Below are 20,488 nucleotides of genomic sequence, written 5' to 3'. Positions count from 1 at the left end.
GCAGGAGCAGGAATGCAGCAGGACAAGCACCCGTCGTACCACCCCGTGGTCTTCCGCGACCGTTCGGCCGGCTACGCCTTTCTGACCCGGTCCACCGCGTCCGGCGAAGAGACCATCGAGTGGGACGACGGCAACAGCTACCCCGTCATCGACGTGGAGATCTCGGCGGAGAGCCACCCGTTCTTCACGGGCAAGGCACGTGTGGTCGACACCGAGGGACAGGTCGCCAAATGGGAGCGCAGGTACGGGGACGAGGCGGGCAAGGACGAAGGGGGCGAGGGAGGCTCCTGAGCCCCCTTGCCCCCCCCCCGTGACGCACGCCCCTGCGCGGATAGGGGCCCCATGCCGCGCCCCCGGCGACCCCGGGCCGAGAACCGGGCGTGCGCGGTGCTCCCGGACCCGGTGCCGCGCCCGGCCGGACACCCGTCACGGCCGGGCCCGCGCACGGCTCCGTGCCCCGCGTACCGTGACCCGAGATCGAACAGGTCTGACCAGCACACCTGTACCCGGGTGGTGAGTGTCCTCGCCCCCGCCCCGGTCGTTTAGATCTGCATGACCGTGACCCTTACCGCCACCGCCCCACCGTCCACCGTCGAACTGCTGACCGGCGTCCTCCTGGGCGCCGGCTACCGCCGCGAGCACGGCTTCTGGCAGCGGCTGATCAGTACAGAACCGTTCCGCCGCCCCGCGGGCGGGACCCCCGAGGAGCGCCTGGGCCTCGCCTACGAAAGGCTGCGCGTCCTCAACCGCTCCCTCGACAGCGGAGCACGCCTCGCCGCCGACCCGCGCGCACTCGCCGCCCTGCACGAATGGCTGGGCCCGGTCGACCCCACGCTCACCACCGTGGCGGGCATCCACTACAACCTCTTCCTCGGCAGCCTCCTCGACCACGACGCCGTCGGCAGCCGCGATCTGTCGGACCACCTGGCGATGCGCCGCGTCGGCACCTTCCTCTGCACGGAGGTGGCGCACGGCAACGACGCGGCGTCCATGGAGACCACCGCCACGTACGACCCCGCCCGTGACGGCTTCGTGCTGCACACCCCGAACGCGGGTGCGCAGAAGTTCATGCCCAACACCAGCCCGACGGGCGGGCCGAAGTCCGGACTGGTCGCCGCCCGTCTGATGGCCGACGGCGAGGACCACGGGATCCGCCTCTTCCTCGTGCCGCTCACCGACGACGTACGGGCTCTGCCCGGGGTACGCGTACGGCGCCTGCCCGCCAGGATGGGCAGCCCCGTGGACCACTGCCTGACCGCGTTCGACCAGCTGTTCGTGGAGCGGGCCGCGTTGCTGGGAGCGCGGGAGGGAAGCGGCGGGCAGGGGGACTTCAGCAGCACGCGGGACGATCGCCGGCGACGCTTCCTGACCTCCATCGGCCGGGTCGTTCCCGGCCGGATCTCCATGAGCGCCTGCGCCGCGGGCTCGGCCAGGGCCACGCTCGCCGTCGCCGTCCGCTACGGCGGGCACCGGATGATCTCCGGCGCCCGGGGCACCCGCACCGTCCCCGTCAACGCCCACCGGACCCACCACGGGCCGCTCGCCTCGGCCATGGCGACGGTGTTCGCCATGAGTCTTCTGCACCGCCGGGCGCTGGACCGGTGGGAGGTCTGCACCGAGGAGGACCGGGCGGCGGCGGAGCGGCTCGTGGCCGTCGCCAAGGCCTGGATCACCTGGCAGGCACGCGCCGTCATCGTCCAGTGCCGTGAACGCTGCGGTGCGCAGGCGCTGCTGGAGAACAACGGCATGGCCGAGCTCGTCACCGGCGTGGAGGGCGCCATCACCGCGGAGGGCGACAACGTCGCCCTGTACAGCAAGGCGGCCGCGGACCTCCTCTTCCCGGCCGGCCCCGACCGGTGGGACACGCCGCTCGACCGCACCCCCGGTGAGCTGACCGATCCGTACTTCCTCGGCAGGCTCCTCGCGGCCGTCGAGGAGATCTGGTTCGGCCGGGCCAGGGAGCGGGTGCTCTCGGCGACCCACGACGACAGGCTCGCACGGTGGAACGCGGGCTCCGGGCCCGCCCTGCGCGGAGTCGAGGCCCACGCATACCGGCAGGCCGCCGAAGCCTTCGCGCAGGCCCGCGCCGCGCTGCCCGGAGGGGCCGCGCGGGAGCGGCTGACGGAGCTGGAGCGGCTGTTCGCCCTCGAATGGGTGGCCCGCAACAGCGGCGACCTGCTGGCCGCGGGTCTCCTGAGCGCCGATCAGGTCGACCAGTTGCCCGACGCCACCGAGGAGCTGATCGCGGCCGTCGCCGCGCACGCCCCCGAACTGGCCGAATCCTTCGCGCTGCCCGCCGAACTGCTCGCGGACTGGCCGATCGCGGGACCCGACTACGCCGACGCGTACGACGACCCCGACGGGCCCTGGCAGGCCGGGGCGGCGCTCGCGTCGGCGGGCACGGTGTGAGCGCCGCACGAGCGGTTCACGGACGCCCCGGCACCATGGTCCCGGGCCGCCGGAGCGTGCGCGAGGCCGTGGAGATCCTCGGCTTGCGGGCCGTTCTGCCGGCGTACTGGGGCACCATCTCCCTGCTCGCCCGGCGTACGAAACCCCAGGCCGGTGGCGGCGAATCGGTTCGTCGCACACGCTGACGGCACGACGGGCGGCCGGTCCACGCGGGAGGTGCGCGGGGGTGTGCGGCGGACGCCCGCGCACCCCTTCCCGGCGCGTGCGGGCCGCCCGATCGCTGCGTGATAGCTTGCAGACGCCAGTCGCACTCCACGTGGAGTCAGGGAATCCGGTGAGAATCCGGAGCTGACGCGCAGCGGTGAGGGGGACGGGCGGGGCCACAGCCACTGGGACACCCTCGGGTGCCCCGGGAAGGCGTCCCGTCCGGACGAACCCGAGTCCGAAAACCTGCTGGCACCCCGCTTCCGTACCGGGAGCGGTATTCCGTACGGGCTTCGCGCAAGAGCCCAGAGACGCAGAGGGATTCCGTGCCGTCCATACCCAGAGCCGTACGCCGAACCGCCCTGCTCGCCGCGGGACTTGTCCTGACAGGTGCCTGCGGAGGCGGGAACACGAGCCCGTCCGGAGAGGCCGCGGAGGACGGCGGCGCCGGATATCCGGTGACGCTGCGGAACTGCGGTCGCACGGTGACGGTCGAGGCCGCACCGAGCCGCGCGGTCTCCCTGAACCAGGGATCGACCGAGATCCTGTTCTCCCTGGGCCTCGCCGACCGGCTCGTGGGCACCGCGACCTGGACCGACCCGGTGATGAAGGGTCTGGAGGAGGCCGACGCCGCGGTACCCCGCATCGCGGAGAACAACCCCTCGTCGGAGAAGGTCCTCGACAAGGAACCCGACTTCGTCAGCGCCTCGTTCGAATCGACACTCGGCAAGGGCGGTGTCGCGCCCCGCGAGCAGTTCGAGAAGCTCGGTGTGCCGACCTACCTCTCGCCGACCGACTGCACGGCCAAGGACAACACCGGCAGCAGCGACGGCTCCCGTACGAAGCCGCTCACCATGGACAGCGTCTACGGCGAAGTCCACGACCTGGCCAAGGTGTTCGGCGTACAGGAGCGGGGCGACGCGCTCGTCGCCGGTCTCCGGAAGCGGATCGGGACGGCCACCGCGGGCATCGACGCCTCCGGCACCACCCTGCTCTACTGGTTCGCCAACTCCGAGGCCCCCTACCTGGCCGGCTGCTGCGGAGCGCCCGGGATCATCACCGCGGAACTGGGCGCGAGGAACGTCTTCGACGACACCCGCGAGGAATGGCCCCAGATCAACTGGGAGACCGTCGCCGACCGGAACCCCGACGTCCTCGTCATCGGCGACCTGACGCGCAGGTCGCAGACCGCCGAGAGCGCCGAGAAGAAGATCGAGTTCCTGGAGACCAACCCCGCCACGAAGAACATGGACGCGGTCCGCAACAAGCGTTACGTCCTCCTCAGCGGTCAGGCGATGAACCCGACGATCCGCACCGTCGAGGGCGTGGAGGCGGTCGCCGCCGGGCTGCGCTCCTTCGGGCTCGCCGGGTGACGGTCACCCAGGGAGCGACCGTCACCGAACAGGACCCGGGCGGGCTTCCGGACAGGGCGCCCGTCCGCGTCCTGCGCGACGGACTGCTCTGGAGCGGCGGCGTCGCCCTGCTGCTCCTGTCCGTCGCGGTCGCCGTCACGATCGGGCCCGCCCGCATCTCCGTCCCCGACGTGGGGTCGGCGGTGGCCTCCCACCTCGGCCTCGGCGACACCCGGCTCACACCCATCCGGGACGGCATCATCTGGAACCTGCGCATGCCCCGCACCCTGCTCGCCGCGGTGTGCGGGGCGGGGCTCGCCGTGTGCGGAACGGTGATGCAGTCGCTGCTGCGCAACCCGCTCGCCGACCCGTTCGTCCTCGGCGTGTCCTCCGGGGCGTCCACCGGAGCGGTCGTCGTCGTCGTCCTCGGGGTCGGCGGCGGAGCGGTGTCGATCTCCACCGGGGCCTTCGTCGGTGCCCTGTGCTCGTTCGCCCTCGTGCTCCTGCTCAGCCACACCCTCGGCGGATCGACCGACCGGGTCGTGCTGTCCGGCGTCGCCGCCATGCAGCTGTTCTCCGCGCTCACCTCCTTCGTCGTGATGACGGCCGCCGACGCCGAACAGACCCGGGGCGTGCTGTTCTGGCTGCTGGGCTCCCTGAGCGGGGTCGGCTGGACCGATGTGTGGATGTGCTCCGCGGTGCTCGTCGTGACGCTGCTGATCTGCCTGGGACACGCCCGTACCCTCGACGCGTTCGCGTTCGGACAGGACGCGGCGGCGGCCCTGGGCATTCATGTCGCCCGCACCCGGATCGTGCTGCTCTGCACGACCGCGCTGCTCACCGCGGCGCTCGTCAGCTCGGCCGGAGCCATCGGTTTCGTCGGTCTCGTCCTGCCGCACGCCGCCCGCGCGCTGACCGGCTCGGGACACCGGCGGCTGCTGCCCGTCACCGCGCTCGCCGGGGCGGTGTTCCTGGTCTGGGTCGACACCCTGGCCCGGACCGTCCTGGACCCGCAGGAGGTGCCGGTCGGTGTGTTCACGGCCCTGATCGGCGTGCCCGCCTTCGTCCTGGTCCTGTACCGCACCCGGAGGAGCACATGACGGACACCGGTCTGCGGGCCGAGCGGGTGACCCGGGAAGCGGGCGGACGGATCGTCCTCGACGGGGTGAGCATCGCCCCGCCGCCCGGCGCCACGGTCGGGCTCCTGGGCCCGAACGGCTCGGGCAAGTCCACCCTGCTGCGGGTGATGGCAGGGGTCCTCACCCCGGGCGCGGGCGTCGTCACCCTCGACGGCCGGACACTCGCGGACACCGGCCGCCGCACGGTCGCCCGGCGTGTGGCCGTGGTCGACCAGCACTCCGTCACCCAGGTCGAGCTGAGCGTGCTGGACGTCATACGTCTCGGCCGCATCCCGCACCGGCGCGCCTGGTCCGCACCCGGTCCCGAGGACGAGGCCGCCGTGCGCGAGGCACTGGCGCGCACCGGACTGGCCGACCGTGCCGGGCAGTCCTGGCACACCCTGTCCGGGGGTGAGCGCCAGCGCGTCCAGATCGCCCGCGCCCTCGCGCAGCAGCCGCGCGAACTCCTGCTGGACGAGCCGACCAACCACCTGGACATCCAGCACCAGCTGGAGCTGCTGTCCCTGGTCGCCGAGCTGCCCGTCACCGCGGTGATCGCGCTGCACGACCTCAATCTGGCCGCCATGTTCTGCGACCGGGTCACCGTCATGAGGGAAGGCCGTGCGGTGGCCGCGGGAACACCCTCGGAGGTGATCACCGAGGAACTCATCGCCGAGGTCTACCGGGTACGGGCCGTCGTGACGCCGGACGGGCCGGACGGCAGGCCCTCGGTGCGCTTCCTGCCGGGCGCGGCCGGCCGCGCCCGCGGTACCGGGTGAGTCCGGCGGCACCCGAACGGGCGCGTCGGGCCGGCCGGGTCCGAGCCCGGACGCGAAGGGGCGGGCCCGCAGAACGTCCGGGTCCGCCCCTCGCTACTGCCGCGAGGCCTGTCGCCGCTGGGTGAGGGGGTCAGCGGCGACGACCCTGGCCGTATTCGCCGCCCGTGTCCTTCCCGCTGCCCATGTCCTTGCCGTCCGCGTAGTCGATCTTCTCCTTACGGATCTCGGCGGAGACTTCCTTCTGTTCGGTGACCTTGTTGGTTTCGAGACGGACCCGCTCCACCGGGACGGCCTCCTTGCGAACGGTGGCGCGTTCGGCGTGCAGGGTGACCTCGACGTCCTGCTCACCGATGTTCGTCGTACCGGTCGACTTCTCGCCCGGCCGCAGAGGTTCGCGCACCACGCGCACCTCCTCGTGGGACACGGGCACCGTCCGGGTGACGTGCTCGGTCACGACGTACTTGTGCAGATGTGCCTTCCCGCTCTCGTACTCCTCCGTACCGACGAGGAGCTGCTCCTCGGAACGGACCATCTCCTCCCGGCCCGCGGCACCCGCGGCGGACCGCTCGGCCCCGGCTCCGGCGAGCGGACGCGATGTGGAGGACGTCTCCGTGTCGCGGTGCCTGCCCATCCCGGCGCCCTTGGTGGCCGCGGCGCCCGGCGTACCGGCCGTCGTCGCCTTGCCGGTCCCGGAGGTGCGGGCCGTTCCCGCCGCCGCTCCGGCTCCCGCTCCTGCCCCGGCGGCGCCCATGGCTGCCGTTCCGGTTCCGGACGTGGTGCGTGCGTCGCCGCCCGCGCCCGCATGGCCCGCGGCCTTCCTGGTCAGGCCGTAGTGCCGGTAGAGCTCCTCCTCCTCGGCTACGGAGAGATGCGCGTCGGCGTCGACCCGTGGGGCGTCCTTGACGCGGTCCTTCGTGTGCGAGACGTGCAGGTCGGAGCCCACACGACGGGCTCCGGCAAGTGGTACGAAGCTCTCCTTCATGCCGAACATGCCGGTCTTGACCGTGATCCAGTCGGGCTTGCCGGTGTCGTCGTCGACGTACACCCGCCCCACACTGCCGACCTTCTCGCCGTCGCTGTCGTAGACAGTCAGACCGTCGAGTTCTCCGGAATCCGTGAAACCGTCAGCGGCTCCCATGGCCGATTCCTCCTCGCCCGGGCGCGTCCTGTGGGTGTGTCCATCAGGGGAGGCGCGTCCGGATTCCATCGCGCCTCACCCGGTTGGACGGTGCAACCTCCCGGCCCCGGCGGCGGACGGCCCAGGACACCCCGGGTGGGCGGTGGCCCCGCGCAACGCCTGTATCGGCCCGCTCGACGAATTACGCCATTCGGGTGAGACCACCCCCATGGGTGCGCCGGGAGTGCGGCCCCGCCGCGCACGTATGATCGACGCGCCGTCGCCGGCCGTCGGCCCGGCCCGCCAACGGGGGTGCACCATCGGATCCGTACGCGTCCGTCCGCCCGGACAGCGTGGCGAGCTGCTGGCCAGACAGGAGGAGGGCATCGGCCTCCACCACCTGGTCTGGCGGCTGGGGCCCGGCTGGCGGGTGTGCAGCAGCGCCGTACTCGGCGGCGGGCTCGGGCCGCGCGCCTGGATCCTCAACGCACAGGTGCCGGGCGGTTACCCCCGGCTCGACCCCGACCGTCACCTCGCCGGGATCGCCGCGGCCGAAGGCCTTCGCGGCCCCGGCGCCGGGCTGATGACGGCGGCGGACGTCACCGCGCACACCGTCGCCGAGGACGGCGGTGCGACCGCCACCGTCACCAGTGGCCTCGGCGTCCGCGGATGGGCCGCCGTACCGGCCGCGGGCACCGAGGAGCCGCTGCCCCCGGGCACCGTCAACATCGTCGTCACCGTCCCCGTGGCCCTATCCGACGCCGCTCTGGTCAACGCGGTCGCCACCGCCACCGAGGCGAAGGTCCAGGCCCTCGTGGAGGCCGGACTCGACTGCTCGGGCACCCCCACGGACGCGGTGTGCGTCGCCGCCCACGATCCCGGGGCCGGGACGGGGGAGCCGTTCGCCGGCCCGCGCTCGCTCTGGGGCGCACGACTCGCCAGAGCCGTGCACCGCGCCGTCCTCGACGGCGCGGTGCGGCAGTCCTGAGTCCCGCACGCCCGACGGAGGTTCCCGCCGGGCGGCGTCAGACGACCGTCACCGGGTGCCTGACCACCGCGTCGAAGAGGTAGCCCTGCGTGTTGTGGTCCGTCGTCACCGGCTGGGTGCGGCCCTTCCGGTCCGTCGCCCGCGCGAGCAGCACGGCCGGGCCCGGCTCCCGCGGCACCCAGTCGGCCGACCAGCGGACCCAGCTCCCGCCGCGCGGCTCGTCACGCAGCCGCGCGGGTCGCCACCGGGCGCCCCCGTCGGTGCTGACCTCGACCGAACGCACCGGTGCGCCGCCCGACCACGACCGGCCGGTCAGCACCTGCCCGCGACGGGCGGTGAACGTGGCCCCGGGTGCCAGCTCGAACGCGCTCTTGAGGGTCTGCCGCGACAGCGGCGCGCTGCCCTCCGCCGGATAGCCGGGACCGAACAGACGGTACAGGCCCGTGTTCCACGGGCTCAGCAGCGGCTCGGCGCTCACCTCGATGTCACCCACCCACTTGATGTTCGCGATGCCCACCCAGGACGGCACGATCAGCCGGACCGGATGCCCGTGGTCGGGCGGCAGGGGCTCACCGTTCATCTCGTAGGCGAGCAGGACGTCGTCCAGCGCCTTCGCCACCGGCAGCGGCCGGCGCACCCGGCCCAGATTCGTCCCGTCGCTGACGAACTCCGCGTCCAGGCCGCGCGGCAGCACGTCGACCGCGTCCCGGCCGATCCCGGCCAGGCGCAGCACGTCGGCGAGCCGTACCCCGCGCCAGCGTGCCGTGCCGATCGCGCCCAGCGTCCAGGCGGTCCCGCTCACCTGCCGGCCCTGCTGCGAGGTGAAGTAGCTCCGGCCGTTGCCCGCGCACTCGACGAACGCGGTACGGCTGACGGAGGGCAGGGCACGCAGCGCCTCGTAAGAGAAGTCCACCGGCCCGCCCGTCAGCCCGCTGCCCCAGACCGTCAGCTTCCAGTCCGCCGCGTCGATGCGGGGGGTGGCCGTGTGGTTGCGGACGAAGAAGCGGTCGGCGGGGGTGAGCAGCCCGGTGCCACGCAGCGCCTCGAACCTCGTCTCGGCGTTGGTGCCGCGCACCGTGAACAGCTCCGGCGGCAGCGGCTTCACCACCCCCGCCAGGCTCCCCGCGGCGCGGGCGGGCCCGGCCACGGCCGGGACGAGCGGGGCGGCCACCGACGCGGCGGCGACCAGCCGCAGCAGATCCCGGCGGTCGATCCCGGCCGGTCTCGCCCGGCCGCGGGACCACTGCCGCATCCGCATCAGGTCGTACGCGGCTTCCGACGGCGCTACGGAACTCATGGGCACTCCAGGGTGAAGGGAAGGGACGACAGCGGTCACCGTCACGGGGCAGACAGCAACTCCCGTACGAGAGCGCCCCCATGGCCGGTCTCGATAAGGGAACCGTCATGCCCGAACGGAGATTCGATGTTGTCGACGGCGAGCGGGATCCCGGCCGCGTGCGCCACCCTCCGGATGTCCGGCACGTCGCCGCGCGGATTGCCGAGCGTCTCCGCGAACAGGACCCGGGTGTTCGGGCGGATCGCCGCCCGCCACACCTCGGGAACGTCGGGGTTCTCGACGAACGACACCTCGATGCCGAAGCGCGGCAGGGTGTGCCGGAACAATTTGTACGTACCGCCGTCCGGCGAGGCGGAGGAGACGATGTGGTCCCCGGCGCCGGCCGGCGTCAGCAGCGCCGGCGTCTGGGCGGCCTGACGACCGGACGCGAGCGCGACGGCGGCGACTCCGCCCTCCGGCGCGGCGATGCGCTGCTCCAGGACGTCCTGCGTCAGGTTGTGGATCCGCGTGTAGATGTTGCCGGGCTCGGCCGGCGAGAACACGTCGGCCGCGTGCCGGGTGTCACGGAAGACGAACGAGGTCGACCGGTAGATCGGCACCGCGCGGGCACCGGCCGGCGGATCCGGGACCGCCCCGGAGTGGATCTGCTTGGTCTCGAAGGGCCAGGCGGCACCGGCGTCCCGCCGGTCGTGGTCCTCGGGGGCGTGTCCTGCGGTGACGGAGTCGACGGGCCGGCTCATGTCTTTCCTCGCACGGTGGTTCGGTGGCGGGTTCGTACGCGCGAGCCCGGACACGCCGCGGCGGCGACGGCCTGGTTACGGACCGTAGAGGCGCCCGCGCGGGAACGGAAGCGGGACGCCCGAGTGGCCACGAAGCTGCAATGCGGCGGCAACAGCCGGTACCCGCCCGGCACGTTCCCGTCGGCCCAGTTCGCACCGGTGCGTCGGGGGCGGGCACGGGTGCGAACGGGGACGCCGGGCTCACGCGCGGCCGTGACGTCTGCGAGGGAGGAAACGCGTCAGCCTGCGAGGGTGGTGCGGGACCCGTCAGTCCTGTGTGAACATCCCGCTGCGCAGCTTGCGCAGGAGACGGCTGAGCAGCCGGGACACATGCATCTGGGAGATGCCGAGCTCCTCGCCGATCTGAGCCTGCGTCATCTCCTGGCCGAACCGCATCTCTACGATGCGGCGCTCACGGTCGTCGAGGTCGTCCAGCAGCGGCGCGAGGGTGTGGAGGTTCTCCACCGTCTCCATGGCAGGGTCCGGCTCACCGAGTACGTCCGCGAAGGTGCGCCCGCCCACGGCGCGGCCTCTCTGGTCCGCCGTCTCGGTCGGCATGTCGAGCGAGCCCGCCGTGTAGCCGTTCGCGGCGACGATGCCCTCGGTGACCTCCTTGTCGTCGAGGCCGAGATGCTCTGCGAGCTCGTGCACCGTCGGGTCCCGGTCGAGGGCGACCGCCAGCGACTCCTTGGCCTTCGCGATGTCCACCCGCAACTCCTGCAGCCGCCGGGGCACATGCACGGACCATGTGGTGTCACGGAAGAACCGCTTGATCTCACCGACGATGTACGGCACGGCGAACGAGGTGAACTCGACCTCGCGGGAGAGGTCGAAACGGTCGATGGCCTTGATCAGACCGATCGTGCCGACCTGGACGATGTCCTCCATGTCGCCGCTGCCCCGGTTGCGGAAGCGGCCCGCCGCGAAACGTACGAGGGACAGATTCATCTCGATGAGCGTGTTCCGGGCGTACTGGTGCTCCGGGGTGCCCTCCTCGAGTACCTGCAGACGGTCGAAGAACACCTTGGACAGCGTCCGCGCGTCCTGCGGGGCGATCTTTCCCGCGTCCTCGATCCACGGCAGGCCGTCCGTGGCGCCTGCTCGTTCCGCACCGGCGGTCTGTGCAGTGTGCGCCGTCATCTGGTCACGCTCCCCTGGTCGAAGTCCATGAGGTGTGAGCGCCTGCCCGCGCGGAGGCAACTCATGCGTGCAGGAGCTGATTCGAGCCGCATCCTTGGCGGTTATGGCCGGGAACCGTCACGACAGCCCTCCGTGGTCATGGCGGGAGGGGGCCGTCGGAGCCGGCGGAAAACGCAGAACCGCCCCACCGGTACGGGGGAGCCCGGTGGGGCGGCCGTACCCAGGGTGCCACAGGGAGGGGCACGTTGGGGCCGGTTCCGCTCAGCGAGCCACGATCCGCCGGACCATTACCGGCACCCACTCCACGTACTCCACCTCCGCGCCGCCCGCGTGGCGCGCGTCGGCGGCCACGAGTTCACGCGGCGGGACAGGGTCGCGGCCATGTCGTCGACCCGGAGTCGCGCATATGTCTTCAGGATGGTCATACGGTCCTCACGTCCGTCGCCGGCGAACGGGCCCTGGCCCTGGTCAACGCACTCGCGGGACGCGCACTCCGCTGCACCGAGCTGCGCGCCGAGGTCCCCGGAGGCAGCCGGACGATACTCCCCGGACCCCGCGCGGACCGGAGCGGGACTGCCCGGTGCCGCGCACGGTGCATCCGACGGTGCCGCCGGGCGTCGAGTACGCCCTCCCGGACGCGGGCCGGGCGCCGCGGTCCCGGGTGAACGGGGTGTGCGACCGGACGGGGCAGTACCTCGACGACGTCGAGGCCGCCCGCGAACGGTACGACGCGGCGCCGGCCACGTACGGATCGGAGCAGGGCCAGGCCTCGTACGACGAGGTTCCGGGCGCGGGCGTGGCCCGATGACTGCACGCGCGTGAACAGGGGGGCGTCCCGGGAACGCGTGCAGGGTGAATCAGCTTTCCCCGCCTGTGGGAGCCGCCGAGGCAGACCGCAGTGAGGAGCTCATGCCCAACATCCGCGCATTCGACCGCACCGTGCCGAGCCGGCGCACCCGCAGCAGGACCCTGAAGGAGGCGGCCGTATGACCGCCCCGGCCGCCTGTCGTCCGCGAAGGACTCCAGCGCCCATCCGCTGGACAACCCGGCCCGTGCCGCCCTGACCGGGCCTCACACCCATTTCGCCGAGCGGCGCGGCCGGATCCTGCGCTACCCCGTCGACGTCACACCGCGGCTGGCCCTCCCGGACACACCCGACGCCCAGGACTGGGCCGATGTCGCCGCACCGGCGGGGCCGGGTGCGTCCGTCACCCTCACTGCCTTCCGCGAGCCGCCGCCGGCCGGCTGGGAGATCGCCTTCCAGAGGGAGGGCGTGCAACTGGTGGACGACGGCGTGGACACCGCCCCGCCCCCGGAGGCCCTGCGCCTCGGCCCCGCCGATGTCCCGGAGATGCCGGAACTGGTCGCCCGCACCCGCCCCGGCCCCTTCCTGCCCCGCACCGTGGAGCTCGGCACCTATCTCGGCATCCGCCGTTCGGGTGTCCTCGTCGCGATGGCCGGGGAGCGCCTGCACCCGCCCGGCCACACCGAGATCAGCGGTGTCCGCACCGATGAGTCCGCCCGTGGCCAAGGGCTCGCGTCCCGCATGGTCCGAGCCGTCGCCCACGGCATCAAGGAACTCGGTGAGACTCCCTTCCTGCACGCCTCCGAGTCGAACACCGGCGCGGTCCGGCTCTACGAATCCCTCGGCTTCCGGCTGCGCCGACGGACGCCCTTCTTCTCCGTGATCATTCCGGTGGGACCGGAACCGCGGACCGACGCCAGGACCCCGGTGCCGGGGGCGGGTAGGTTGGAACAAGTGGGGCAATAGCGACGAACACGCGGGAGGCAGGCCGTGGCCATGGGATTCCGCCGCCCAGCAGCGCGCAGGACACCGCTGCCGGGGACGGACCCGCAGGAGGCGGCGGCGGGCGCCTCCCGGATCGGGAACCGGGCGCTAGCGCTGTGGCTGTTCCTGCTGACCGCGGTGGTCGTCCTGCTCGACGCCCTGACCGGTGCCGACCTGCCCGTCATCCCCCTCCTGGTGGTGATGCCCGCGCTGGCCTCGGTCTTCTGCACCGTCCGCCAGACCGTCTGCGTGGCGGTCTGGATCACCCTCGTGGTCGTCGGTTCCCGTATCCCGCAGGCCGGTGCCTTCTGGGACGTCGCCTTCCTGATCGGCTTCGCGGTCATCGCCAGCGGCCTGGGGGTCGTCGCCTGCGCCGCGCGCATCCGGCACGCCACCGAGGTAGCCCGGCTGCGCTCCGCCGCCGGAGCCCTCCAACGGCAGATTCTCCGGCCGCTGCCCATCGTCACCCGGCAGATCCGGGCGGAAGGATTCTACGAACCTGTCGAGGAGGACCGCTTCGTCGGCGGGGACATCTACGAGGTCGTGGAATCGCCGTACGGGACCCGGGTCATCATCGGAGACGTCCAGGGCAAGGGACTGCCCGCGATCGGCGCGGGCTTCGCCGCGCTCGGCGCGTTCCGTGAGGCCGCGATCCGGGAGCCCTCGCTCGCCTCGGTCACGGACATGGTGGAGGACGCGGTCGTCCGGCACAACGCGTTCTCCGCCGAGACCGGTGAGACCGAGCGCTTCGTCACCGCCCTGCTGCTCTCCTTCGACGGGGACGACCGGGTGCGCGCCGTGAACTGCGGCCATCTGCCGCCACGGCTGCTGCACGGGGGCACGGCGTCGGCGGTTCCCCTGCACCTGACGTCCGTACCCCTGGGCATGGCGGACCTCAGCGATGAGGCACGATCCGCCGAGTGGTTCGGCTTCCCGGCCGGCGCGTCCATCCTGGTCTTCACGGACGGGGTGACCGAGGCCCGCGACGCGACGGGCGCCTTCTATCCGCTCGACGAGAGGATCGCCGCGTGGGTGCGCCGCGAGCCGCGGCAGGTCCTGGAGGCACTCCAGGCCGACCTGGACGCGTTCTCCGGGGGAGTGCGACGCGATGACGTGGCGGTGCTCGTCCTCAGCAGGCGGCAGGACGACGGCCATGACTCGCGGCCGGAGGCCACGGACGAGCACCCGGGAGCCGAGGGGGCGGTCGAGGCCCGGGGCCAGGCGTAGGCACGGAGCCGCCCGGGTCGTGCGCGGGCACCGGACGCCCGCGCACGCACGACCCGTCGCCGTCGCACCCGAGGAGACATCGCGCCGGGCACCGCCGACCGTGAACCCGCCGTGGTTACACTGGACGCCATGGGTTCGTACTACTTCTTTCTCTGATTTCCGGCCAGGACGCCGCCGCGTGACGCCGAGCGTCGCCGCGTGACCCGACCGGGCCGTGCCGTGTGCCGCAGTCCTTCCGCCGTCCGGCACCCGTGCCCCGCCGCGCGCCACTCCGGTGCGCGCGACCGAGGGCCTGTCACCTCAGGGAAAGCACCCATGTCCTTCCAGCGCCACAACTCCCAGCTGACCATGGACGACGTCTCCAAGGCCTACGGGGACCGCTCCGTCCTCGACCAGGTGTCCCTCACCGTCCGCCCCGGCGAACGGGCCGGCGTCATCGGTGAGAACGGCTCAGGGAAGTCCACCCTGCTCCGGCTCATGGCCGGGGCGGAGGCTCCGGACAGCGGTGACGTCACCGTCGACTTCCCCGGCGGTACCGGCTACCTCGCCCAGACCCTCACGCTCGACCTCGCGGGCACCGTCCAGGACGCCGTCGACGCCGCCCTCGCCGAACTGCGCGAGCTCGAACGCCGGATCCGCGCGGCGGAGACGGCCCTGTCCGAAGGAGACCCGACCGACGCGCGACTCGCCGCGTACGGAGACCTCCTGACGGCGTACGAGGAGCGCGGAGGCTACCGGGCGGACGCCAGGGTGGACGCGGCCCTGCACGGCCTCGGCCTCGGTCACCTCACCCGCGACCGCCGGCTCGGCACGCTGTCCGGCGGCGAGCAGTCCCGGCTCGCCCTCGCCTGCGTGCTGGCCGCCGCACCGGAACTCCTGCTGCTCGACGAACCCACCAACCACCTCGACGCCGCCGCCGTGACGTGGCTGGAGGACCATCTCCGCGCCCACCGCGGCACCGTCGTCGCCGTCACCCACGACCGGGAGTTCCTGGAGCGGACGACCACCGTGATCCTGGAGGTCGACCGAGACCTTCGCGGTGTCTCCCGCTACGGGGACGGCTGGGACGGCTACCGTACGGCGAAGGCCGCCGCCCGCCGCCGCTGGGCACAGGACCACCAGGAATGGCTGGCCGAACTGGCCCGTACCCAGGAGCTGGTGAGCGCGGCGGGCCGACGCCTCGCGGGCACCGGCAAGGACCCGGGGCAGGGCTTCGGCAAGCACCGCAGGTCCCACGAGGCCAAGCTGTCAGGGCAGGTCAGGGCGGCCAGGACCCGGCTCGAAACGCTGCACCGCGCACCCGTTCCCGCACCGCCGCAGCCCCTGCGCTTCACCGCCGGAATCCTGACGGCCGGTGACACGGACCCGGCGGGGGACCTGGACCCGGCGAGGGACCCGCGCGGCGAACCCCTGGCCGTGCTGGACTCCGTCGTCGTCGGCGGCCGGCTGGACCTGCCCGCACTGCGTGTCCGCCCCGGGCAGCGCCTCCTGGTCACCGGACCCAACGGTGCGGGCAAGACCACACTGCTGCGCGTCCTGGCCGGTGACCTCGCACCGGACGCCGGGACGGTCCGGCGCCGGGCCCGCATCGGATACCTCCCGCAGGAGCTCCCCGTCAGGCCCACACGCCGTTCCCTGCTCGCCACGTTCGCCGCGGGGCGGCCCGGATCCGCCGATGAGTACGCCGAGGAACTGCTGGCCCTCGGTCTGTTCCGCCCGGACGACCTGGCCGTGTCCGTGGCCGCGCTGTCCATCGGCCAGCAGCGCAGGCTGGCCCTGGCACGACTGGTGACCAGGCCGGCGGACCTGCTGGTCCTGGACGAGCCGACGAACCACATCGCGCTGAGCCTGGTGGAGGAGCTGGAAGACGCACTCGCCCGGTACGAAGGGGCCGTGGCCGTCGTCTCGCACGACCGCGGCTTCCGGGGCCGCTTCACCGGCGACCGCCTCGAACTGCGGGCCGGCCGCCCGGTGGTGGAGACAGGACTCGCGGCCCGCGACTGAGCGGCGCACCGGTCCGGGCTCCTACGGCTCGGAGGGTACGTCGCCGTCCCGCAGACGGGCGCGGAGCCGGTCGACGAACACCCGCTGGCCCGCCACCAGGCGTTCCGCCGCCTCCATGGGTGTGCACCAGGCGAACCGGTCCATCTCCGGGAACTCCTGCCGCACACCGGACCCCCTGGGCCACTCCATGGTGAACGTCCCCGGGACCGCCAGAGCGGGATCCAGGTCGGCCTCCACGGCCCATACGGTCACGGTCTTGCCGCCGGACTGACGCGCCTCGCCCAGCGGCACCCAGGGGCCGTCCGGCACGGGCAGCCCCAGCTCTTCCTCGAACTCCCGGCGGGCGGCCGCCGCGGGCTCCTCCGCAGGCTCGTACTCACCCTTGGGCACCGACCAGGCCGCCGCCTCACGGCCCGACCAGAACGGTCCGCCCATGTGCCCGATCAGCACCTCGGCGTCCCGCTCACCACCCTCCGTGCGAATGATCCGGTAGAGCAGAAGACCCGCACTGCGCTTCGCTGCCGACATGTCGTCAAGTGTGCGGGAGCGGGCCGCGGGGGGCCATCGGTCCGGCCCGTCCGGCCGACGTGATCCCCGGCCCCGGGGCCGGGGAGGTCACCCCCTCGCCGCCCGCTGTTCCCTCCGATGTCCTCGTCGTCCTCTGGTGCGTCAGGGTGCGTCCGGCCATGCTGGCCGCCGACAGCGCTCACCGCACGACCAACCCGCACTGCACCAGGAGGACTTGTGGGCCTAGGCTCCCTCGGCACCGCCCTGCGGCCGCTCGTACTGCTCGCGACGGCGTCCGCGATGACGCTCGCGGGCGTGGCCCCCGCGACCGCCGGCCGGCATCCGGACCCGCGCCCGCACACCGCCGCCGAGATCCTCGGACCCGTCGCCCCGCCGCCGGCGAGCGGTGCGGCCGGCAGCGCGAGATCCGTCGTGGACGGCGACGGCATCGAAACGGCCCGCACCTCCCGGCCGCTCGCCCCCGGCGTCGGCCTGAGCTCGTACGACCGGCTCGAATCCGACAAGTGGCTGCGGGTCGACACCCTCACCGTCGACCTGGACGGCAGCGGCGTGCGCGCCGACTACCTCTCCAGCGGCAAGGTCGCCGACCGGCGTACGGTCTCCGAACTCGCCGCACGGCACGACCCGGGCAAGGGCCGGCGCACCGTGGCCGCGATCAACGCGGACTTCTTCGACATCAACCAGACCGGAGCACCGCAGGGCCCCGGCATCAAGGACGGACGGCCGGTCCACTCCCCGGCCCCGGGCGTCAACCGCGCGGTCGGCCTCGGGCCCACGAGCGCCGGACGCGTCCTGGAGCTGTACTTCGAGGGCACGCTGACCCTCCCGGACGGCGAGCACCCGCTCGCCGCGTACAACGCCGCGAACGTGCCGGCCGGGGGAGTGGGCGCGTACACCTCCTCCTGGGGCAGCGCCGACCGCGCGCTGACCGTCGACGCCGCGCGGCCCGTCGCCGAGGCGACCGTGCGGGACGGCAAGGTCGTCGCCGTGGCGGACACCCCCGGAACGGGCCCCGTGCCCGACGGCACCACCGTCCTCGTCGGCCGCGAGGCCGGAGCCACCCTGCTGGCCGCCCTGGAACCCGGTGACCCGGTCGCCATGGAGTACCGGGCACGCACCGACGACGGCGGAGCCGTGCCGGACACCGCGGTGGGCGGCCGGGAACTCCTCGTCGTCGACGGCGTCGCACAGAACCACGACGGCGAGGGCAACAACACCGCCGCACCCCGCACCGCCGTCGGCTTCTCCCGGGACGGCCGCACGATGCAGGTGGTCACCGTGGACGGCCGCCAGGCCGACAGCGGCGGAGTCACCCTCACCGAGCTCGGCCTGATGATGAGCCGGGCCGGTTCGTACAGCGCGCTCAACCTGGACGGCGGAGGCTCCTCGACGCTCGTCGCCCGTGAGCCGGGCAGCGACGCACTCCAGGTGGAGAACAGCCCGTCCGACGGCAGCGAACGCACCGTGCCCAACGGCCTCGCCCTCACCGCCCCCGGCGGCAGCGGCCGACTGGAGGGCTTCTGGGTGCGGACCCGCACCCCGGCCGGCGTCGCACCCGGCACCGACCCCGTCGCGGGCGGCCACCCCGAGCGGGTCTTCCCCGGCCTGACCCGACGGCTCACCGCCGCCGGACACGACGAGACGTACGGTCCCGCCGAGGGCACCCCGCGCTGGCGTGCCCTCAGCCCGGCGGTGGGCGGCGTCGACGCCCACGGGACCTTCACCGCCCGCCGCGGCGGCACGACCGACGTGCGGGCCGAGCGGGCCGGAGCCCACGGCAGCACCCGGCTCACGGTCCTCGACCGGCTCGCCCGGATCCGGCCCACCACCCCACGCGTCGGCCTCGCCGACAGCGCGGCCACCGGAACCTTCGGCATCGTCGGACTCGACGCCCACGGCGCGAGCGCCCCGGTCGAACCGGCCGACATCACCCTCGACTACGACCACGCGCTGTTCGCCGTCGCCGACGACGGCCAGGGATCCTTCACCGTCAGATCCCGCACCGGCGGCGGAGCGGGACAGATCAAGGCCACCGTCGCGGGCACCAGCACCACGCTCGCGGTGAGCGTCGGCCTCGCCGAACAGGCCGTTTCGGCCTTCGACGACGCCGGGTCCTGGAAGTTCAGTCAGGCCCGGGCCGCCGGCTCCCTCGCCGCGACACCTGACGGCCACACCGGCACCGGACTGCGGCTCACCTACGACTTCACCGGATCCACCGCGACACGCGCCGCCTACGCGGCCCCGCCGCAGCCGGTCGTCGTGCCGGGGCAGCCGCAGTCCTACACCCTCTGGATCAGGGGCGACGGCAACGGCGCCTGGCCCACGCTGCACCTCAAGGACGCGGCCGGTTCCGACCAGCTGCTGCGCGGGCCCTACGTCACCTGGACCGGCTGGCGCCAGGTCACCTTCGACGTACCATCCGGTGCCGCGACGCCGCTGTCCGTACACCGCTTCTACCTCGCCGAGACGGCGGCGGCCCGGCAGTACACCGGTGAGATCGTCATCGACGACCTGTCGGCGCAGGTGCCGCCCACCGTGGACCTGCCCGAACAGCCCGCCCCCGCCGACCCGTTGATCGACCCTGCCGCGGAGACCGAGCGCCGGGACTGGCAGTTCGCGGTGATGTCCGACGCCCAGTTCGTCGCCCGGGACCCGGACAGCGCGATCGTCCGGCAGGCCCGCCGCACCCTGCGCGAGATCAAGGCCGCCGAGCCCGACTTCCTCGTCGTCAACGGCGACCTCGTCGACGAGGGATCACCCGCCGACCTCGCCTTCGCCCACCAGCTGCTCGACGAGGAGCTCGGTGACGCGCTGCCCTGGTACTACGTGCCTGGCAACCACGAGGTGATGGGCGGGAAGATCGACAACTTCGTCACCGAGTTCGGTCCCGCCCGGCGCACGTTCGACCACAAGGGCACCCGTGTCATCACCCTCGACACGTCCAGCCTCAGCCTGCGCGGCGGCGGCTTCACCCAGATCAAGGAGCTGCGCGCCCAGCTGGACGCGGCGGCGCGGGACCGGTCAGTCGGCTCCGTCCTGCTCGTCGAGCACGTACCGCCGCGTGACCCGACCGTGCAGAAGGGCAGCCAGCTGGGCGACCGCAAGGAGGCGGCCCTCGTCGAACAGTGGCTCGCGGACTTCCGCCGTACGACGGGCAAGGGCGCGGCCCTGATCGGCAGTCATGTCGGGGTCTTCCACGCCTCGCGCGTCGACGGGGTCCCGTACCTGATCAACGGGAACTCCGGCAAGCCGCCGGCCGGGCCCGCGGACGAGGGCGGATTCACCGGCTGGACCCTGGTCGGCGCGGACCGCGTCGCGCCCGGCGAACAGGCGTCGGCCCGCCACCGGCCGTGGCTGGGCGGGCCCGACTGGGTGTCCGCCCAGACCCGCGCCCATGTCGACGCGCTGACGCTGGACGCACCGTCCGTGATCGGAGCGGGCGAGCACACGCGGGTCGGCGCGAGCGTCATCCAGGGGGCGCGGACCGTGCCGGTCGCCTTCCCGCTCAGCGCCGACTGGACCGGCTCCCCGAACCTCCACATCGGCGATCCGGATGATGCCCGCCGGCGCCACACCGCGGTGCTGGATCCGGCCACCGGAACGCTCTCCGCACTGCGGCCGGGCACGGTCACGCTCGCGGTGACCGTGAACGGCACGACCCGGCAGACCCGGATCGAGGTCGCGGCGGGGGCGGTGGTGGCACCGGCGGCCTGAGGCACGGCGGGGCCACCGGCGTATCCCGCCGGTGGCCCCGCCG

Annotated in this window: 15 protein-coding genes, 1 pseudogene and 1 riboswitch; of the genes and pseudogenes, 11 read left to right on the top strand and 5 right to left on the bottom strand. The window is 73.2% G+C overall.

Annotated features, from left to right (window positions below):
• The first annotated feature begins 12 nt into the window (after positions 1–12).
• The 5 genes from ACFWVP_RS04130 (at position 13) to ACFWVP_RS04110 (ending at position 5,862) form a co-directional block, all read left to right on the top strand.
• A complete protein-coding gene (locus tag ACFWVP_RS04130) occupies positions 13–291 on the top strand; it encodes a type B 50S ribosomal protein L31 (RefSeq protein WP_384493386.1) in 279 nt (92 codons plus the stop codon).
• 261 nt (positions 292–552) lie between these two features.
• Entirely contained in the window at positions 553–2,409 is a 1,857-nt protein-coding gene (locus ACFWVP_RS04125) for an acyl-CoA dehydrogenase (protein ID WP_384493385.1), read from the top strand.
• 285 nt (positions 2,410–2,694) lie between these two features.
• Positions 2,695–2,882, top strand: a riboswitch (cobalamin riboswitch).
• A gap of 57 nt (positions 2,883–2,939) precedes the next feature.
• Positions 2,940–3,986, top strand: a complete 1,047-nt coding sequence (locus tag ACFWVP_RS04120) for an ABC transporter substrate-binding protein (protein ID WP_384493384.1) — start codon at positions 2,940–2,942, stop codon at positions 3,984–3,986.
• 71 nt (positions 3,987–4,057) lie between these two features.
• The gene (locus tag ACFWVP_RS04115) at positions 4,058–5,065 is read left to right on the top strand and encodes a FecCD family ABC transporter permease (RefSeq protein WP_384493665.1); all 1,008 of its coding nucleotides are present in this window, start codon (positions 4,058–4,060) and stop codon (positions 5,063–5,065) included.
• A complete protein-coding gene (locus ACFWVP_RS04110) occupies positions 5,062–5,862 on the top strand; it encodes an ABC transporter ATP-binding protein (RefSeq protein ID WP_384493383.1) in 801 nt (266 codons plus the stop codon). The genes ACFWVP_RS04115 and ACFWVP_RS04110 overlap by 4 nt, the downstream gene beginning before the upstream one ends.
• 130 nt (positions 5,863–5,992) lie before the next feature.
• On the opposite strand, the gene ACFWVP_RS04105 is transcribed toward ACFWVP_RS04110, so the two are convergent.
• Complete coding sequence (locus tag ACFWVP_RS04105; protein WP_384493382.1) at positions 5,993–7,000, bottom strand: PRC and DUF2382 domain-containing protein; 1,008 nt, start codon at positions 6,998–7,000, stop codon at positions 5,993–5,995.
• A gap of 244 nt (positions 7,001–7,244) precedes the next feature.
• On the opposite strand from ACFWVP_RS04105, the gene ACFWVP_RS04100 reads away from it, so the two are divergent.
• Positions 7,245–7,967, top strand: a complete 723-nt coding sequence (locus tag ACFWVP_RS04100; protein WP_384493381.1) for an adenosylcobinamide amidohydrolase — start codon at positions 7,245–7,247, stop codon at positions 7,965–7,967.
• A 37-nt stretch (positions 7,968–8,004) separates the two neighbouring features.
• On the opposite strand, the gene ACFWVP_RS04095 is transcribed toward ACFWVP_RS04100, so the two are convergent.
• The 3 genes and pseudogenes from ACFWVP_RS04095 to ACFWVP_RS04085 form a co-directional block, all read right to left on the bottom strand.
• Entirely contained in the window at positions 8,005–9,264 is a 1,260-nt protein-coding gene (locus tag ACFWVP_RS04095) for a sulfite oxidase (RefSeq protein ID WP_384493380.1), read from the bottom strand.
• A gap of 113 nt (positions 9,265–9,377) precedes the next feature.
• Positions 9,378–10,004: pseudogene (locus ACFWVP_RS04090) on the bottom strand (PLP-dependent transferase); the annotation flags it as partial.
• A gap of 306 nt (positions 10,005–10,310) precedes the next feature.
• Positions 10,311–11,183, bottom strand: a complete 873-nt coding sequence (locus tag ACFWVP_RS04085) for a SigB/SigF/SigG family RNA polymerase sigma factor (protein WP_384493379.1) — start codon at positions 11,181–11,183, stop codon at positions 10,311–10,313.
• A 580-nt stretch (positions 11,184–11,763) separates the two neighbouring features.
• Here ACFWVP_RS04085 and ACFWVP_RS04080 point away from each other — a divergent pair.
• The 4 genes from ACFWVP_RS04080 (at position 11,764) to abc-f (ending at position 16,203) form a co-directional block, all read left to right on the top strand.
• On the top strand, positions 11,764–11,991 hold the full coding sequence (locus tag ACFWVP_RS04080; RefSeq protein ID WP_384493378.1) for a hypothetical protein: 228 nt from the start codon (positions 11,764–11,766) through the stop codon (positions 11,989–11,991).
• Positions 11,992–12,186: 195 nt separating this feature from the next.
• Positions 12,187–12,954, top strand: coding sequence for a GNAT family N-acetyltransferase (locus tag ACFWVP_RS04075; protein WP_384493663.1), 768 nt, complete (start codon positions 12,187–12,189; stop codon positions 12,952–12,954).
• 24 nt (positions 12,955–12,978) lie between these two features.
• The gene (locus tag ACFWVP_RS04070) at positions 12,979–14,199 is read left to right on the top strand and encodes a PP2C family protein-serine/threonine phosphatase (protein WP_384493377.1); all 1,221 of its coding nucleotides are present in this window, start codon (positions 12,979–12,981) and stop codon (positions 14,197–14,199) included.
• A 315-nt stretch (positions 14,200–14,514) separates the two neighbouring features.
• The gene (gene abc-f, locus ACFWVP_RS04065) at positions 14,515–16,203 is read left to right on the top strand and encodes a ribosomal protection-like ABC-F family protein (RefSeq protein WP_384493376.1); all 1,689 of its coding nucleotides are present in this window, start codon (positions 14,515–14,517) and stop codon (positions 16,201–16,203) included.
• 21 nt (positions 16,204–16,224) lie between these two features.
• On the opposite strand, the gene ACFWVP_RS04060 is transcribed toward abc-f, so the two are convergent.
• A complete protein-coding gene (locus ACFWVP_RS04060) occupies positions 16,225–16,731 on the bottom strand; it encodes an NUDIX domain-containing protein (RefSeq protein ID WP_384493375.1) in 507 nt (168 codons plus the stop codon).
• Between the two features lie 279 nt (positions 16,732–17,010).
• On the opposite strand from ACFWVP_RS04060, the gene ACFWVP_RS04055 reads away from it, so the two are divergent.
• On the top strand, positions 17,011–20,445 hold the full coding sequence (locus ACFWVP_RS04055; protein ID WP_384493661.1) for a phosphodiester glycosidase family protein: 3,435 nt from the start codon (positions 17,011–17,013) through the stop codon (positions 20,443–20,445).
• Positions 20,446–20,488: the final 43 nt, after the last annotated feature.

Source organism: Streptomyces sp. NPDC058637, assembly GCF_042717325.1.
GTDB lineage: Bacteria > Actinomycetota > Actinomycetes > Streptomycetales > Streptomycetaceae > Streptomyces.
This window is presented reverse-complemented; position numbering and strand designations above follow the sequence as displayed.